The organism is Salipiger sp. 1_MG-2023 (assembly GCF_030547555.1).
Taxonomy (GTDB): Bacteria; Pseudomonadota; Alphaproteobacteria; order Rhodobacterales; family Rhodobacteraceae; genus Salipiger.
Map to the genome: position 1 here is coordinate 14,349 of NZ_JAUOQN010000052.1, position 18,566 is coordinate 32,914.

The following is an 18,566-nucleotide window of genomic DNA, read 5'->3' on the forward strand; positions in this document are numbered from 1 at the left end:
TATCAATGCGCGCCAGATATCGCAGGATGCCGCAACATCCGCAGTTGACTCAGAGCATGATTTGATTGCTAACCTTTAGGTTGACTGTAAACATATTGAATCCTCATAGGGAGTATCCTGATCGCAGGCTTGTACCGTTGCAGGCCCTGCCTTGGCGCCCGCGATCCGACCGACGCTTTGGTTCGAACCATCCGCCCGGCCGGGCCAGCGCGTTCCTGAGAGGTGATAGCCACATGCTCAGCCCGACCGATTTTTCACCCCATGCCGACCGGAAACGCCATCGCGCCCGCCGCGTCGCCGAGAAGGACGCGCTGAGGCGCCAAAGCTTCAGACCCTCGCAGCGTCTGTCGTTTTCCGCGATGGCGCGCGATCCGTTCTATCGGGGCATTGCCGCCGGGTGCTGCCCCGCCACGCTGGCCGCGAACATCAGGGATCTGGGTTTCAGCCTTGCTGCCGATGTGGCCGCGTGCGGAACCCCCGCCGCGCTTCGGGCGCGCCTTGCGGATCGGGCGCAACCCGATGATGCCAGCCTCAGCCGCCTTCTGACGCAAGCGCGGCGCGAGGCGCTTCGGGCATGGCGACTGTCACGCCACGCGCTGGCGGTGAACGATCCGATGGGCCGCGCGCTGCTTCATACTCCCGCGCCCCTGTCGCAAGACAGCGCGTCGACACAATCGCTTCCAGCCTATGCCAGCCCCGCCAGTTTGCAATCCTCGCAATCCCCGGCGGCCTACCTGTGCCACTTGTACCGTATCGCCACGGGCGAGGACGCAGAGATCGGCATTCGCTGCCCCGCGTCCAGCCCCTTTGCCATCGCCAAGCGACGACCCGACCTGCACGCGCTGGTGCTGAGCGAAGCCAACCTCAAGACGGAACTGCCGACGCTAGAGCTGGTGAATGAGGTGCTAAGGGCGGATCGGTCTGTGGCAGGACTGGCGGCCGGGTTTCACCCGTTGGCCCTGCCCTACGATCATGCCGCCACGAGGGCACGAACGGCGCTGGCGCAACTGGGGAATACCCGTTTCAACGACATCGCGTCCCGCATCACAAGCCTGCCGACCGATGGCAGCGCAGGGTATGGCTGGGCCAGAGACCGCCCCGGCCTTATGGGCGTGCCGGACGCGGTGATGCCGCTTCTGACCGGCGCGCAGGCGGCCTCGGCGGAGCGTCCGGCCACGCTTCAGGGCCTCTACGGCTGCACCACCCGCGCCGCCGCGTCGGGCACCGATCAGCTGATGCAAAGCCTCGATCAGACGTTCGACGGGCTGACGCAACTTCTGGGGCTCTACAATGTCTCGCGCGAGGGGACGGGCAGCGCGGCGCAGCGCGATTTTGCCACCGCTTTCCTGAACAACGACGCCCCCTTCGCGATCACCTATGCCCAACAGCTCAAATCCGCCACCATGGCGGGCGAGCCCCTGCCCGCCCCCGTCCTGCGCAGCCTGAATATCCTCGCGCGGTTGCAGCGCGGCACAGGCCTTGCATATCACGACCTGAACGCGATCCTTGCGTTGCCCGGGGCGGCGGCGGATGGCGCGGCCACGGGGGCGGATGATCCGGTTGCTCCGGCCCGTACCGTGACGGACGCGGGGGTGCGCCTGCTGGCCAGCTACCCGCTGTATCAAGAGGCTTTTGGCCTGTCTCCGGCCGGGTTCGCGGCGCTGTTCGGCGCGCCCTGCCCCTATTGGCGCACTGATGCGATCCTGCCCGCGCAGGAGGATGGCACCGCGCTGGAACAGGCCGAACGCTCATTCCTGCGCAGCCTGTTTCACGAGGACGCGCCGGCATTGCAGACACTGCTGGATGCCGGAACCACGCCTGTGCTTGATCCAGATCTTGCGCCGCTGATCGCGCGGGGTCTTGGGCTGACCGCGCTTGAGCTGGACCGGCTGGTGGCGGTGCTGGACGCATCCTTCGCGCTGTCGCAGGGGCTGGATGCGCGCGGGCTTGGCGGGCTTTACCGCGTGTCCACGCTGTGCCGGATGCTGGGACGGCCTGTGCTGTCGGGCCTTGCGCTGATTGATCGTCTGCCGGGGGGGCCTGCGGCGCTGTACCTGCGCAATGAGACCGCCGCGCAGACCCTTGCGCTGTGCGATGCGCTCGACTGGTTGGTCGCCCTGTCGCGCTGGATGACCGAGACCGGGCTGACGCCGGATGCGCTTTGCGCCCTGCTGACGCCGCACGCGGCCCCCCTCGGCGATGCCCAGATCGCATGGCTGGGCGCATCGCAGGACGCCTTTGCGCCGATCGCTGCGAAGGCGGGCGTTTTCGCGGGGGCCGAGACATGGCCGGGGCCAGAGGGCGGCGAGACGACGATTGCCGCCGAAACCTGGCATGTCCATTTGGCAAGCACCGCCTCAGGCCCCATTCTGCGTGGCTCCGGCGTATTCTACGACGATGCGGACCGAGCGGGTATCGAGGCGGCGTGCAAGGATTGCCTTATCGCCGCCGGCCTGGATCCCGCCGCATCGGGCATCGCCGAGCCGCTGCGATTGCTGGTCGCGCGGCTGGATGCGCTGCGCAATGCGCAGGCCGAGCTGATCGCCGCGCAGGTCGTCTCGCTCGATCCGGGCCTGAGCGTGGTTGCAGCCGTGTCGCTGATCGGCTGGGCGCAGTCCCGCCCGCTCAGGCTGCTGCATGATCTGCTCGCCGGGCCGGACGATCCCACTTGTCTCCACTGGATGTCCGAACTGACACGGCATATTTCCGCGGCATCGGCGCTGTCGCTGGGCGAGGCCGATCTGTGGCTGGTGGCCGAACATCCCGACTGGCTTGTCGATGCACCGCAGTCGGATAGGCTGGGGCTGGCGCAGCTGTACCATCTGCAACGCTTCGGCACGCTTCAGGTCGGGGTCGCCAGCGACGCCGCGTGGGTCGGCTATCTGGCGCAATCCCAGGACAGCCCGTCCGAGGCGGAGGCGCCGGGTGATCTGCCGGGGGACTGGGTCACTGGCTGCCGGCAGGTGATGGCGCTGATGCTGGGCTGTGCCACCGAAGACGCCGACGTCTATCTGGACGCGCTTCTTGGCCCCGGGCGCGTGGCGCAAAGCGTTGCCGAGATTGACGCGGTCGCACGCCATGTCCGGCTGGCCGACGACCTGGGGCTGAGCGCGGCCGACCTGCTGGCATTGACGCGCGTCAGCGACCCCGGCCTTGAGACCCAGACCAGCCCGCACAGGGGCGACGCATGGCAGGCGGCGGCCAGCGCGGCGCAGGCTAGCCTGTCGCGGCCCGGCGACGAGCAGGGCCTGCAAGCGTTTCAAAACGCGCTGGCCGAGCGGCATCGCGATGCGCTGGTGGCCGATTTCATGCAGAACCGCATCGCCGCCGAGCCGCGGCTGAGCGCCCGCATCACCGATCGCGAGGCGCTTTTCGGCTATCTGTTGCTGGACGTGAACGTCAGCAGCGCCGTGCCGACCAGCCGCATCATAGAGGCGACCGCCGCGCTTCAGCTGTATATCTCGCGCGCGCTCGAAGGGCTGGAACCCGATGTGTCGTTCATCGACCGCCGTGGCAACGACCGTCGCCCCGCGCTGGCCGCCCAGTGGGAGCTGGACCGCGATTACCGCATGTGGGAAGCGAACCAGAAGCTGCAGCTGTACCCGCAGAACTACCTCGAACCCGAATTACGGCAGATCACCTCGCCGGAGTTCGACACGCTGTTGCAGGCAGTCTCGGGCGGTGACATGGGCCCCGACACGGTCGAGGCGGCGGTCAACGCCTACATGAGCGCGCTGGCCGGGCTGTGCGACCTGAGCCTGTGCAGCTTTTTCGCCGACCGCCACACCGACGGCGGTGTGGACGGGATCGAGAACACCACCTATCACGTGCTTGCCAAGGCCAAGTGGGAACCGGGGCGCTTCTTTTATCGCAAGCTGGACGCAGATTTCCGCACCATCGCCGCAATGGAAGAAGGCCCGGAGGACGGCGCGCCATGGCTCAAGGCGATGGATTGGACCTATTGGCAAGAGGTGACGCTGCCGCTGACCTTCGATCTGTTCTCGGAGGTGGCGGTCTGCGTGTTCCGCAACCGGTTCTATTTCTTCTGGATCGAGATCGAGGAGCGCCGCGAACAAAGCGGCGAGGCCCCCCGGTCGATCTGGCGTCTGCACCCTCGCTACATGCGTTGCGATCAGAACGCGCTGGTGGGGCCGATGCTCAAACCCGGGCTTTTCACCCACGGCGACCCGGGCAAAGGCGCTGTGGCAGTATCGCTTGGGGATGCGTTTGAATGGACCGGCGCGCGCCCGGAAATGAAAGGCACCTACCACCCGACGCGCGCGCCGGACAACCTGTACACTTACGGCGTGCTCGACCCCCAGCCGAACGACAGCGCCCCCAGCGGCGAGACGCTGACCGTGAGTTTTGGCATCGACCTGCCCGAACAGACCGCCGAAGCCAGCCCCACGGATGCGGCCAACACCCGCCGCAGCACGTCGCTGCACATACGCTTGTCGCAGGAATGGTCCGACGCGATCCTTGACCTGAACCGGGCCATCGACACCGCCGCCGAAGACAGCGCGCCGGCGGGTTACACGCCGGTTCATCCCCGGCTGGTGTCGGATTTTGCGGTCGTCGCCGACCAGTACAGCCAGACGATCGAACACGAGGTGCCGAACAAGCTGGTCGCGCGCTATGAGTTTTCCCAGCCCTGCCCGATCAAGCTGCACAACGGCTTTGCGCCCGGGCGGGTACGCTCCGTCGCCACCTTTGTGCCCGCCCCGCGCGGCGCCTCCAGCGCGGGATCGGTCAAGGTTCAGTTCGAGATCGGGCAAGGGCTTTACACCCTCACGACGACGGATCCGGATCTGGATGTCCTGCACCTGCTCGAAGAAACCAAGGCCACGCCGGGGTCTGTTGTCTGGACCACGGAATTCAGGAAACACGGGGAACGGGTCGGCGGCTCTGGCTCTGGCGCGACAGAATGGATGCCCGCGCGCTTCGTGCGATCCGATGTGCCGATCCCGGCCCCGGACAGGACCGGCCTACGCACCGCCAGCTTTTCCCATCCGCTGAATGTGCAGGTTTCAACGGGTTTGTCGATGTTCTCGGGCTGGACCGTCGGCGAGGGCGAAACCGGAGAATACGAGATCGAGGCCGTCCTGCGGCGCTATCCCAGCCCGGTAACGCTGCTGGCCGGTTCGCCCGGCGCGGGCGAGACGGTGGCCCCCGAAGAAGCGGAACTGCGCGCCGATCTTTCGGTGGGCACCTTCGTCCTGCGGCCCGCGAACGGGCTGGTCAACATCGGCTGGACCCAGACCGGACAGCACGGCAGCCGCAATTTCATGCATCTTGTCGACCGCCCGGACCGTACCATTGGCGACACCTATGTGTTGGCGAATTCATCCACCGTGCTGGCAGATCTGGCGCGGACCATGCCCCGTCCGGGCGGCTGCGAAACCCTGTTCGAGCTGCGCAACCAAGGCGGAACCGAGGATTACGGCACCTTTTTCCACCAATACGGTGCCACGCTTGGCGCGATCTACGGCGACGACGCCGCGCTAAACCCGGCGCGCCTGCCGACCGAGGCATTCGACTTTGACAGCGCCTATGGGGCCTATGGATGGGAGGTGTTTTATCACCTGCCCGCCGCCATCGCAGCGGGTTATGCCAGCGGCGGGCAATACGATCTTGCGCTGGAATGGCTGCGCCGCATCTTCGATCCGCAGCTCGACCCCGCATGGCGGGTGCAGCCGCTGATCGACGCGCGCGATCCCGGCGGGTTGCACGCCTTTGACACCGGGGCGGTCACCATCGACCCCGACCGCATCGCGCAGGATTACCCGTTTTACTACCAGCAAGCCGCCATCCGCAGCACGCTTGAGGTTCTGATCGATGCCGGAGACGCCGAATACGAACAGGAAACCCGCGACAGCCTGCGCCGGGCCAAGGCGCGCTATGTCGCGGCACGGCAGTTGTTCGACGATACCCTGTCGGACTCGCTGGAAAACGTGGTGAACACTCCGTGGACCGATCCAACCCTCGGCGCTGCGGCCACCACGGAGCAAGACGTCTTCCTGCCGCCCTACAATGCCGAGCTGCGCGCGCTTTACGCCACCATTCAGGACCGGTTGCACAACCTGCGTCACTGGCTGACCCTTGCGGGCGAACCGCTTGACGTGCCGCTTCTGGCGAAACCCGTCGATCCGCGCCAGTTGCAGCGCGCCGCCAAGGCCAGCCTTGCGCTGCGCGGCGGATCGCCGGACGAAGACCCGGAACCTGCCCCGCCCCCTGTCGATTTCATCTATGTTCTCGACTCCGTGCGCAGCTGCCTTGGCAACCTCAAGCTGACCAGCTACCGGCTGCAGGATACCCGCGAAAAGGAAGCGGATGCCCAGATGCGGCAACTGCAAATGGACGCCAGTATCGCCAAGGCAGGGCGCGCGATTGACCTGCATGATTACGTCATCAACGCCGCCGAACGCGATGTGGCGATCAAGGGCGTTCAGGTCGCCGCCGCGACCACCGCGATGGCCGGCCTTGTGGCGCAGATGCTGCTTCGCACCTATGACGTCGTGTCCCGGACCGCCGAGGCCGGTTTTGCCCGGGTCGACGTGGCCCGAACGCATCTGGTGAATGTCGCCAGCAAGATTTCGGCGGCGCTGAAATCCAGCATCCCGGACACGTTCGGCCTGTCGACCGGCGGGCAGAATCTGGAACAGGCGGATGTGGTCGGCTGCATCCACCTGATCAGCTATTTCCTGTACAAGAAAGAGGCGCGGGACAAGACCGCCGCCCTGCGCGTCTCGAAGGGTGAGTTGCTTGAGCTAAGCGCGAAATTCTCGACCCTTGGCTTTGCGCTCACCACCGCAAGCATGGACCTGAGCAAGGCCAAGGCGGTGCTGGACCATCAGCGCGCTGTTGGCGAAGAGCTGGACAAGCAGGAGCTGGCCGCGCAGGCCGTGCGGGACAAATGGGACGAGGTTTTTGGCGGCACACGCGTTTACAGTCCCTTCCGGCAGGATCTGGAACGCCTGTACCAACAGGAATGGGCGGTGGCGCAGGAACGTTGCCGGTTGCTGGTCCGGCTTTACGACGAAGAAACCGATCGCAGCGACGGGGCCAGCTTTATCACCACCTCCAGCATCGGGGGCGAACCTGAAAAGTTCAGCGCGCCGCACCGGCTGGCGCTGGATGTGGAACGGCTTGAAACCGCCTTTATCCAGGCCGCGCTGGACAAGGCCAGCGACACGAGCGAGTTCACCGTTGCCCTGTCCGAAATGCCGTCGCTCGGGCAGCAGACCGCGGCGCTGGACGAGCTTCTGGCGCAGGGCGAAACCTGTTTCCGCCTGACCGACGAGATGGTCGACGTGTTCTATCCCGGCCAGTACGACCGGCGCATTCAAAGCATCGCCGTGCGCTGGCCCAGCCTGTCCGATGCCGGGCTGCGCCCGTATGCGCGTCTGACACAGATTTCAAACACATGTTTCCTGTCGCCGAACCGCGCCGCCGCAGGCGAGGCGCGCATCCGGCGGGACCGATACCCGATGCAAAGCCTGTCGCTGGGGTCATGCGAGGTCGACTCCCGGTTGCTGCAATCGCCGCCGGGGGTGCTGGGCCGGTTCCAGAATACCGGGCTGGATTCGTGCTGGAAGCTGGTGATCCCGACGCTTCAGGCGCTCCACCGGGACCCGAAGGGTCACGGCGCGGGGGCAGGCATGGGCCGCGGCGCGGGTCGGGCGTGGCGCAGCGCGGCCGAGGCTCGCAGCAAAACCCTGCGGGGCGCCCTGACAGAGATCGAATTCACGGTTCGCTTCAGCGGCCGCTGGGCACCATAGGCCCCCCCCGAATGCATCGCCTCGGCGTTCAGACCGCTGATACCAAATGCGAAACCATTGTTGACAAGATGTCACAACAGCCACGTCTCAGAGGCAACTTTCACCGTCCGTGCAAGACATGCTTACAATTTATGACTAGCTTGAGGATGAATTGGGATGAAATCCGCGTCTTCGGGTCTTCCAGGGCGCAAAGTCTGCTATCACCTGCAAACTCCAGCTCTGGCTTTCCTGGGTACGAACGAACGCCCTATCTACTTTGCGTCTGGCAGGAGGACGTTTGCGATGCCCGAAGACAAGCCGCGTTTCGAAGACCGCGTAGCGGAGATCCGCATGCGATTTCTCGAGACCGTTCCGGACCGGCTGAAGGAAATCCGGGAGGCCATTCAGACCCCGGAAAATTCGGACCCCGAAGAAACCCAGCTGCGCAAGGCGCACCGCATGTTGCATGACATGACAGGCAGCGCAGCGATGCTCGAACTCGACGACATCGAGGGCGCATTCCGCCGCGCGCTGCGCATTGCCGAAGTGGCCGATGCCAAGAACACGCCTTTCAACAGCGAAGAGCTTGTCATCATCAATGATGCGCTTGCCGATATTCTGGGCGCGCTAGGTCAAGAGAACGCCAGCGCCCAAAATCAGAACCAGGACTGAGATTTCATGACCCTTGCCAGACTCCTCATCGGCGTACTTGCCTTTGCGCCGGGCGTCGCCTCTGCCCAAAGCACAGACCAAGAGCAGCCCGCCGCCGTGGCCGATGCCACTGCCGCGTCGATCACCCGCACCACGACGCTTGCGGATCTTGGATTTGGCGACGGTCTGACGTTCCGGCAGCTGTCCGGGCAAAGCACCGTGTTCGTTCCCGTGCCGGACACCGCTCCGCTGCGCGGCGGGACGATCACGCTGGATCTGAAGCATGGTGCAACCGTGCCCGTGGACCGCTATCTGCAAATTTCGGTCGGCGCCCGGGTGGTGTCGACGCAATCCCTTGGAAACCGCGAAGAGACCCTGAGCATTCCGGTGCCCTTTGGCCCTGCGGACGTGGCGAACGGGTTTCTTGCGGTCAGCCTGTCGTATTCGGGGGCTTTTTCGGATCGGGTGTGCATCGACGAACGCGCCTCGGGTGATTTCTTGCAAATCTCGCCCGCGTCTTCGATCACACTTGAACTGGACGCGGACGGCATCAACTCTCCGGCGTTGTTCGCGGGCTTCCGTCCGGGAAACATGCGCATCGCACTGCCGGATCAATCGTCGCTGGGCGGGCTGGCCGCTGCCACCCGCGCGGCTGCGCTGTTCGGCGGCGAGACCGGCAGCGTCCGGTTCGGCACGGATGCAGGCCCGAGCGGGCAGGACTGGACCGAGGGCGCCGTGCAGCTGGACATCGCGACCTCGGGCGTGCAAAGCGAAATGCAGGTGCTGACCGACGCCCGCTTCCCCCACCTGACGGTGCGTGGCACCGATCCGCAGCTGGGCCTTTGGCAGCTTGCATCGAACTGGGCCGCGCTGGCCGGGGGCGACAGCGCCATCACCACGGCGGTGTCGCCGAACAACCCGACCAATGATGTTCTTGCGCTGTCGTCGCTGAACGCCGACCTGACGCCGCGTCTGGTGGTCTCTACTCAGGATGTGCTGATCCCGTTTGAATCCGCAGATCTGCCGGCGGGCAAGACCGTGGCATCGGTCGATCTGATGATGGCGGCGGCGCTTGACGCCGAAGGGCGCGGCGCGACCGCGTCGGTCTATCTGAACGAAACGCTGCTGGGAAACCGGCCGCTGCCCAACGGCGTCCCCGAACGGCTGACCTTCAACGTGCCGCGCGGGCTGATCGGGCGCGACAACCTGCTGCGCGTGTCGATCCAGCGGCAGCCCTCGGGCGGGGAATGCCGGTTCAAGCCGCAGGGCTACCCGGCGCAGATCCTGCCCGGCAGCACGCTGCGTCTGGCCGATGCCGATGACGGCGACGACCACTTCTTCACCCTTCGTCAGGATTTCGGCGAGGGCGTGCAACTGGTGCTGGACCCCGATCTTGACCTTGCAAGTGCCCTGCCCTGGATTTCCGGCGTGGCCGGGACCATGATCCCCGACCGCGCGACGATCCTGCCCCGCGCCAGCGTGTCGGCGCTCGAGCCGGGGCTGCCCTTTTTCGTCATCTCGCAATCCAACCCCGGAGACGGCGATCCGGCGATCGATTTCGACAGCGGCCGGGTCGAGATCCGCAACCGCAGCGGCGAATTGATGTTTGCCGGAGACGAACTTGACCGGATCGGCGTCGCCCAGATCGTCACGCGCGGCGATCAGACGGGGCTCTGGCTGCGCCCGGGCGCTGGTCCCGCTCCGGAACCCACGGTGCAACAGCCGCTGGTGCTGAACCGCGGCGATCTGGCATTGCTCGACCAGAAGGGCGTGATCGTCGCCACCGGCACCCGGGTGAACCCGGTGCTGGATGTCGCCTATCCCGACCGCACCAGCCTTGCGCAGATCCTTGCCAAGTACCGGCCCTGGATCGTTGGTGGCGCGTGGCTTTTGCTGACGCTGCTCGTGCTGATCGTCTTCCAGCGCATCTATCGGAACCGGCGCAACGGCACGGCGGGCTGATCCTTCATGCGGCCGGACGCTGAAAGTGAAGCCATCGGGACGCTGCTGCTTGAACGCGGCGCCCTGACGGCGGAACAGCTCGACGAGGCCGAAGAGCTCGCCGAGAAATGGAACCTGTCCTTGGTGCAGGTTCTACTGTCGCGTCGATGGCTGACCACGCACGAGCTGTACGCACAGATCGCCACCTATCACGATCTGCCGCTGGTCGATCTGATGAGCGATCCGCCCGACAACGATCTGGTGCGGCGCCATGATCCGGCGGTGATGAACCAGTTCACCACGATCCCGATCCGCGAAAGCGGCGGAACCGTGACCGTGGCGACCTCGCGCCCCGGTCCGGCCATGCTGTTGCACATCCGCGAAGTTTATGGGCCGAAGACGCAGATCGTCGTGGCCTCGCACCTTCAGATCTCCGCCGCATTGCAACAGGCCTTCCGCGAACAGCATTCGCACGAAGCGGTCTATGCGCTGGCCGAACTTGACCCGGATATGTCGGCGCAGCAGGTGGTGACGCCGCCGCAGGTCATGGTCATCTATATCCTTGTGTCGATCTTCCTGCTGGGCATGGCGTTCGCGCCGGTGACCACGCTGATCACGCTGAACGTCTTCCTGACGATCTTTTACACTGGCAATTTCCTGTTCAAGGGCGTGCTGGTGTGGGTCGGCGGCGCCGCGCAGGAAACCTCATCGCGCGCCATCGCGGCAGAGGCGCAGCTTCTGCGTGACGAGGATCTGCCGGTCTACACTGTGCTTGTGCCGATGTTCCGCGAACCCGAGGTGCTGCCGATCCTTGCGCAGGCGCTGCGGAACCTGAATTATCCGCTGGCCAAGCTAGACATCAAAATCGTGCTGGAAGAAGGTGACCAGGACACCATCGAGGCCGCGCAAAAACTTGATCTTGAAGGCGTTTTCGAGATCGTGCGCGTTCCCGCCTCGCATCCTCAGACCAAGCCCAAGGCCTGCAACTTCGCGCTGCGCTATGCCCACGGCGACCTGCTGGTGATCTTCGATGCCGAAGACAAGCCAGAGCCGGACCAGCTGCGCAAGGTGGTGGCCGCCTTCAACCAGTCCTCGCCCAACACCGCCTGCATCCAATGCCGCCTGAACTACTACAATGCGCGCGAGAACTGGCTGACGCGGATGTTCACGCTGGATTATTCGCTGTGGTTCGACCTGATGCTGCCGGGGCTGGAAAAGATGGGCGTGCCGATCCCTCTGGGTGGAACCTCGAACCACTTCCGCATGGACGTGCTGCGCGACCTGAACGCGTGGGACCCGTTCAACGTGACCGAGGACGCCGATCTGGGCATTCGCCTGACCCAGAAAGGCTACCGCGTCGGGGTGATCGACAGCACCACCTATGAAGAGGCGAACGTATCGATCCCCAACTGGATCCGGCAACGCTCGCGCTGGATCAAGGGGTACATGCAGACCTTCCTCGTGCATTCGCGCCGCCCGCTGCACCTGTGGCGATCGGTCGGGGCGGCGGGGGTGTTCGGCTTCGTGTTCTTCATCGGTGGCACGGTGCTGTCAGGGCTGCTGAACCCGCTGTTCTGGGCGATTTTCGGTGGCTGGATGCTCTTTGGCTCCGACGTGATCGAACCCTACTTCCCTCTGCCCGTGCTGTATCTGTCGCTGATCAACCTGCTGGTGGGCAACGGTCTGCTGATCTACCTGACGATGGTTGCGCCCTTCCGGCGGCGCTGGACCGACCTTGCGCCATGGGGCGTGACGGTGATCGGGTACTGGGTGCTGATGACCGTGGCGGCCTACAAGGCGCTGTGGCAGCTGATCTCGAACCCATTCTACTGGGAAAAGACCCAGCACGGCCTGTCCAAGCACACAGCGAGCGAATTGGCCGACGCCGAAAGTGAAAGCCTTGGACCCGAGCCTGCCGCTACGAAGGAGGCCAGCCTATGACCCGCACCGCCGGATGGCTTGCCGCGGCCGTGCCCTTGTTTGCCGCTTTGCTGCTGTGGCTCGGCTGGACCGAGGCGCACGGGTTCACCTCGTCCGACGTAACCGAGCTTTGGGCCAAGGCCATCGTCCAGATTGCCGGTTCCGAACAGTTCACCGCCTCGGATGCCTTCTATCCGCCGCTGCCCTACGCGCTGACGCTGCTTTTGCAGGCACTTCCCGGCCAGCACGGCGTCCCGGTGCCCTTTGTGCTGTCGGCCTTCGTCGGCACGGCGCTGCTGCTGCTGTGGTTCGCCAACCTATGGCGCGTCGGCAGGTTCTCGTGGGGCAGCAGCGTGGTGATCACGGCCCTTGTTGGGCTCAACCCGTATTTCCTGCGCGCCGTGGCCGACGGGCCAGAAACCATGCTGACCATTCTTGGCGCATGGGTTTTCGCGCGCGGGCTGGTGAACCTGCGCCTGACGGGCAACGCGCCGGACATGATGAAGGTCGCGGTCGGCCTGCTGATTGTCGCGCTGTCGGACAATTACGGGCTGATGATCAGCTTCGGCGCCTTGCCCTTTCTGATCGTCGCCGCGCGCCCAAGCCTGATCGCCACCTCTTCCACCGGCTATCTGTTCGCGATGTTCTACCCGGTGCTGGCGGCCATCGGATCGCTGTTCTTCGTCAGCATGATTTTCAACAGTGCGCTGGTGCCGCAGCTTCTGGAAACGCCGGCCTCGGTATCCGTGTCCGAGCATCTGCTGATCCTGTCCGGCATTGCCCCGCTCGCGATCATCGCCGCCTTGCGCAACATCAAGGTGACGCGCCTGCTGATGCCCATCGTTGCCGCCACGGCCACCGTCGCCGGAGCGTATGTTCTGAACATGTACCTGAACGTCGAAGGCGATCCACTGATCGCCATCGCGCCGATGCTGGGCGTGGCGCTGGTGGGCATGCGGTTCTGGCCGCCGGTGCGGTTGCGTGAACCTGTGGTCATCGCGCTGCTGTGCCTCAGCCTGCTGCAATCCGTGGTGGTCATGCGGCACACCACCGTCGCGGAAACCCGCGACTGGGCGCAGGCGTCGCTTGGGCAGGTGATCGACGTTGCGGCCCCGACACGCGCGGCGGCGGCCTTTGTCAGTGACAAGACCGACATCATGCTGGATGTGGAACGCAATGCCGGAATGGTCGTGGCCCTTGGCGATGTCAGCGGGCTGCTGATGGCCGGACAGCCCACCTATGACTGGGCGCTCGAAGGAGGGCTGCCGCAGGCGCGCTACATTCTGGTTCCCCGCCCCGCAGAGGGCGCGCCGGTGACCGACCGTGTGCTGCGCCGCTTTCCGGAACTGAGCCGCAATCGCCTGTCCGGGTATAACGAGATATACGCCAACAGCCAGTGGCGTGTATTCGAGAAGACAGGGTTTTAGAGGGTTAACAGATGTCACATCGAATCATGTCCGTAGACGATTCCGAGACCGCGCAGGAATATATCCGCGCCGCGCTTCTCGATGTCGGCTACGAAGATGTCGTTTCCTTCCTGAACCCCCTCGACGCGTTCGAGGCCCTGACCTCGGGCAAGGTCAAGGCGGACCTGATCCTCGTGGACGTGATGATGCCGGGCATCGACGGGGTCGAATTCTGCGCCCGCATCCGGGGGATGGACGATTATGTCGACACCCCGATCATCATGCTGACCAGCCGCACGGACATGGACACGCTCAACCACGCCTTTCTGGCCGGGGCCAGCGACTACCTGACCAAGCCGTTCCACCGGATCGAACTGCAAGCGCGGATGCGCAGCTGCCTGCGGCTGAAAGCCGAACTCGACCGGCGCCGCGCCGGATCGGGGCGCCGGCGGACCATAGGGGCCGAAGTCGCCGAGATGACCGAGGTGCTTAACAACAAGGCGGGGTTTCAGGCCGCGCTGCTTGCCATCCCGCCGCGGCTGCATGCCCAGCTGGGGCTGACGGTGTTTCGCATCACCGGCCTGCCGGCCAACGCCGACCGCACGTCTGATGAATCCTCCGCGATCTATCGCAGCATTGCCCGCCTGCTGGGCGCCGTGCCCCTGCCGGCGCGGAATATCTTCTGCCACTGGGACAAGGACCTGTTCTGCCTTGCCAGCCCCGACGCCACCGAAGAATCCCTGCGCGAAACCGCGCAGGCCTTTATCGCCGCCGTCGCGGATGCGCGGATGCATTGCCGCGAAAGCTGGACCAAGCAGCCTCTGGGGCTGAACGCCACGCTGGTGATGCCGCGCGACCAGCCCCCCGCGTCCGGGCTTGGGCAGGCGATCGCCGCCGCCGAACGGCTGGACGAGATGACCGGCGCGGGCATTCAGCTCGTGCCCGCCGCGCAGGGCGGTCTCTGATCGTGTCACGCCCCGATTTCTTCCCCGAGGTAGAACGCGTCGACGGAACCCGCTCGAAAACGAAGTTCCGGCTGCTGACCGCCCTCGTCGCACTGGTGTTCGTCTTCGATCTCGTGCTGCTTGCAGTGGCAGATCATCGCCGATCCGAGGCCCGCGCCCAACAACAGCTGCGGCATTTCGCAGAGCTTTTCGAACAGTCCCTTGACGCCTCTCTGGCGGTCGCCAACCTTGAAATGTGGGCGATGATCGACGACATTTCCTACGTTCCGCTGCGCAACAAGCAGTACATCGAGCAAAGCTACGGTCGCCGGATGCGCCGCGCGATGCTTGAGATCGAACAGATCGACAGCCTCGTCCTGCTGTCTACCGACGGCACGGTGATGTGGTCCACCGCCGAGGGGCTGTTGGGGATGAACCTTGCCGACCGGGCCTATTTTGCCAACGCCATCACCCTGTCGCGCGGCGAGTACACGGTCGGATCGCCCATCATCTCGCGCGCGACCAACCGCCATCTGACCCCGATTGCATGGCCTGTCATCAGCCGGTCGGGCGAGCTTCGCGGTGTCGTCGCGTCGTCGCTTGGCACGGAGTACTTCGGCAAGCTTTTGTCGCTGCAAGATGTCGGCGACGATATGATCGTGCGGCTCGTCACCGCCGATGGGGCGTCCGCCTTTGCCATCGGACCCGAAGAGGCGATCGACACATCACAGCTGATGACCGCCACCCGCCCCCTGCCCGAAGTCGGGCTTCGGATCGAAGTCAGCCGCACCCGCAAGGCGGTCATGCGCACCTTTTGGGAACGGACCATCATCTTTGGCCTCATCACGTCGGCGCTGTCCGTGATCGTGCTGGTGTCGGTCCTTCGGACGCGGGCGCAATCGGTCAAGCTCGCCTCAGCGCTCAAGCAGTCCGAGCTGGACCGGATGAAGATTCAGGCCACCCAACGGGAATTCGACGCCATTTTCGAGAACGTTGGCGATGGCATCGTGGTGTTCGACGACCTTGGCACTTTGCACCGGTCCAACCTTGCCGCGCGCCAGTTCCTCAATGCCAAGGATGACGAATCCGCCGTGAACTGCCTGCGCAACCGGCTTCCTTTGCTGACGGAAATTCCCAAGGAAACGGCGGTTATCCCGCTATCCCTGCCGCAAACCGGCTGTGCCGAAACCCCCCAGACCATGCAGTGCCGGGTGATGAAGCTTCAGCTGTATGGCGCCGAAATCGCCTATTGCGTGCTCGAAGACATCTCTGCCCAAGAACGCCTGAGCGAAACCCGCATGTCCTTCATCACATCGGTGAACCACGAACTGCGCACCCCGCTGACTTCCCTGTCGGGCGCGCTCGATCTGCTCAGGGACCGTTTCGGCGCCGAGCTGCCAGCGGGCGCGTCAAAGCTGGTCAGCATGGCCACGCGCAACGCGGACCGGCTGCTGGTGCTGGTCAACGACATCCTGACGCTTCAGGCCATCGACCAGAATCAACTGTTGATCAGCCTAGAGCCCCTCCGCGTGACCGATGCGCTGTGCGACGCCGTGCAGACCAATGCCGGCTACGGGCTTGGCCGCAACGTGACGATCGCCGCAGACCCGCTGCCCGACGGCGAAGATGCCATCGTGATGCTGGACCCGGTCCGGCTGCAACAGATCCTGTCGAACCTCGTCTCAAACGCCATCAAGTACTCCCCGCAGGGATCGCAGGTGCGGATCGGCGCCGAGCTTTTGCCGGACAGCGTGCGGTTCTACGTGACCGACTGCGGCCCCGGCATTCCCGCCGACGCGCTCGGCCGGCTTTTTGAACGGTTCGGCAAACCCATCCACGGGCGCGACCTTCAGGCCAGCGGCACCGGGCTGGGCCTTGCGATCACCCGCGAACTGGTCCAGCGTCAGGGTGGTGAAATCTCGGTCACCAGCCGTTCGCAATTCGACGGTGCGCAAGACACCGGTACGACATTTCACATTCGTTTTCCGCGACACACCAAAGACACGGGTCACACGACATGAAAGTGCTGTTCGTCGACGACGAGGCCGACATCCGCGAGCTGATCGAAATCGCGATCATGATCGAGGACGACATCGAGGCAACCTTCGCCGGCTCCGGCTCCGAGGCGCTTGCCCTTCTGGAAACGCAGGTCTTCGACGTGATGCTTCTGGATGTGATGATGCCGCCGCCCGACGGGCTTCATGTGCTGCGCGCCGCTCGCGCCAATCCCGATCAGGACACCGCGAAGATCGTCATGTGTACCGCCCGCACGTCGCCCGAATCCGAGGCAGAGTTTCGCGGCCTTGGGGCAGACCACGTGTTGCACAAGCCCTTTAAGCCCCTGAAACTAGCGGATTACATCCGCTCCATCGCCTGACTGTTCCTCCAGCGCCGGACCAAACAGATCTCTCACTCCCTGCTTCGATCCGGCCTCGTGCCCGCTGCGCCCGCCGCCGCCCGTTCAATTGCCCTGTCGCTTGCCCTCGCCCTGCCCGGCTCCGGGGCGGCGGCCAACGCATGGCAGCGCGAGCCGGGCACCTCGTTCCTGTCGTTCTCGGTGCAATCCACCGTCAACGGTGTGGATTTCGGGGAATATGCCTCGCTTTATTACGAATACGGGCTGACCAATGGGCTGACGCTGGGGCTTGATGCAGGGCGCAACCTTGTCAGCAGCGACAGCTCCGCGATCTTCTTTGTGCAGACACCGCTGTTCACCTCGGGCGCCAACCTTTTTGCGTTCGATCTGGGGATCGGCGTGGCGGATGTCGCTTCAGAACGCCGCGCCACCCTGCGCCCCGGCCTCGCCTGGGGGCGGCCCTACACCGCGCCGTGGGGCAACGGCTGGATGGGCGTGGATGCGACCTATGCGTTCTATGAAGGCGGCGAAGCTCTGGGCAAGGTCGATGCCACTTTCGGGATCAATCACGCCAGCGGATCGCTCAGCCTCGCACAACTGCAATTCGCCGCGCCCTCTGGAGGCGATGCCACCTTTGGCCTTGCCCCATCCCACGTCATGAAAATTTCCGACAACAGCTTCATCGAGCTGGGCGCGCTGTACGAATTCCGCAACGGCGTCACGGCTATCAAGCTTGGCATCTGGACAACCTTCTAAGGCTTGCCTGTTGCTTTCCACCCAGAAATGGCCCGGGGCGCGGCATAATTTCCATTTAGAATGGACCCACGTAGCTCTTCCACTCGGTCGCCCGAAGCTGGACGGGTTTACCGGGATTGTCGATCAGTGGCTATCGAAGGATCGCGACCGCCCTTCAAAGCAGCGTCATGCGGCCAAGCGGATCTTTGAGCGGCTCCGTGACAAGCACGGCTATGCGGGCGGTTACCCCATCATCAAGGACTAGGTGTGGGATCACGCTCAACGGCATCGGGAAGTGTTCGTTTCCCTGACGCACACGCCGCCCCATGCCCAGGCCGACTTTGGCGAATCGGTCGTGGTGATCGGAAGCGATGAACAGAAGGCGTACGTCTACCCCGCATGGCGATGCCAGCTATGACCGGGCTTATCCGGCAGCGACGGCGGAAGCCTGAATGACCTTCTGAGGGGCGTGGCGCGCCCTAAGGATCTGCTCGGTGATGCCGGGCGGATGCAAGAGCTGAAGAACGGGTGCTTGGCGCGAGTCGATGGCGCATCCACTGCCCGGCAGGGTATTGCATAGCAATATCCCGAAAGGGTGGGCTCTGAGGAGGGCAGTGAGGCGCCGCCGGAACGGCGCCTCGCGCAAGGTGTTGAAGGAGCAGTAAGGCAAGTTGCCGGTGGCGGAGCCTCGCGAGCGCGATAGCAGCTTCGAGCCCATGCTGGTGAAAAAGGGTCAGGCCCGGATCGACGGGATGGATGGCAAGATCGTTGGTCTCTATGTGTCCCATCCCGGACGATTACATAGACCCTCGGCGCTCTGCCCACTTCATGGCAAGATCGCTTCTGTGCGATGTTC

Annotated in this window: 9 protein-coding genes and 1 pseudogene; all 10 read left to right on the forward strand. The window is 64.6% G+C overall.

Annotated features, from left to right (window positions below; translation table 11 throughout):
- The first annotated feature begins 233 nt into the window (after positions 1-233).
- Positions 234-7,778 carry a neuraminidase-like domain-containing protein gene (locus tag Q4543_RS19320; protein WP_303441003.1) on the forward strand — a complete coding sequence of 2,515 codons (7,545 nt, stop codon included), beginning with the start codon at positions 234-236 and terminating at the stop codon, positions 7,776-7,778.
- Between the two features lie 156 nt (positions 7,779-7,934).
- Entirely contained in the window at positions 7,935-8,429 is a 495-nt protein-coding gene (locus tag Q4543_RS19325; RefSeq protein ID WP_303441005.1) for an Hpt domain-containing protein, read from the forward strand.
- 6 nt (positions 8,430-8,435) lie between these two features.
- Positions 8,436-10,370, forward strand: a complete 1,935-nt coding sequence (locus Q4543_RS19330; RefSeq protein WP_303441007.1) for a cellulose biosynthesis cyclic di-GMP-binding regulatory protein BcsB — start codon at positions 8,436-8,438, stop codon at positions 10,368-10,370.
- 6 nt (positions 10,371-10,376) lie between these two features.
- Positions 10,377-12,290: a glycosyltransferase family 2 protein gene (locus Q4543_RS19335; protein ID WP_303441009.1), complete on the forward strand. Its 1,914-nt coding sequence runs from the start codon at positions 10,377-10,379 to the stop codon at positions 12,288-12,290.
- Positions 12,287-13,696 (forward strand): hypothetical protein, encoded by a 1,410-nt coding sequence (locus tag Q4543_RS19340; RefSeq protein ID WP_303441010.1) that lies wholly within the window; start codon positions 12,287-12,289, stop codon positions 13,694-13,696. Before Q4543_RS19335 ends, Q4543_RS19340 begins: the two co-directional genes overlap by 4 nt.
- Positions 13,697-13,722: 26 nt before the next feature.
- Positions 13,723-14,640 carry a response regulator gene (locus Q4543_RS19345; RefSeq protein WP_303441012.1) on the forward strand — a complete coding sequence of 306 codons (918 nt, stop codon included), beginning with the start codon at positions 13,723-13,725 and terminating at the stop codon, positions 14,638-14,640.
- 2 nt (positions 14,641-14,642) lie between these two features.
- Positions 14,643-16,640, forward strand: a complete 1,998-nt coding sequence (locus tag Q4543_RS19350) for an ATP-binding protein (RefSeq protein ID WP_303441014.1) — start codon at positions 14,643-14,645, stop codon at positions 16,638-16,640.
- Positions 16,637-16,996 (forward strand): response regulator, encoded by a 360-nt coding sequence (locus Q4543_RS19355; RefSeq protein ID WP_216004110.1) that lies wholly within the window; start codon positions 16,637-16,639, stop codon positions 16,994-16,996. Before Q4543_RS19350 ends, Q4543_RS19355 begins: the two co-directional genes overlap by 4 nt.
- Positions 16,997-17,053: 57 nt before the next feature.
- Positions 17,054-17,731: a hypothetical protein gene (locus Q4543_RS19360; protein WP_303441016.1), complete on the forward strand. Its 678-nt coding sequence runs from the start codon at positions 17,054-17,056 to the stop codon at positions 17,729-17,731.
- Between the two features lie 97 nt (positions 17,732-17,828).
- Positions 17,829-18,159 (forward strand): annotated as a pseudogene (locus tag Q4543_RS19365) (IS21 family transposase); the annotation flags it as partial.
- Positions 18,160-18,566 lie beyond the last annotated feature (407 nt).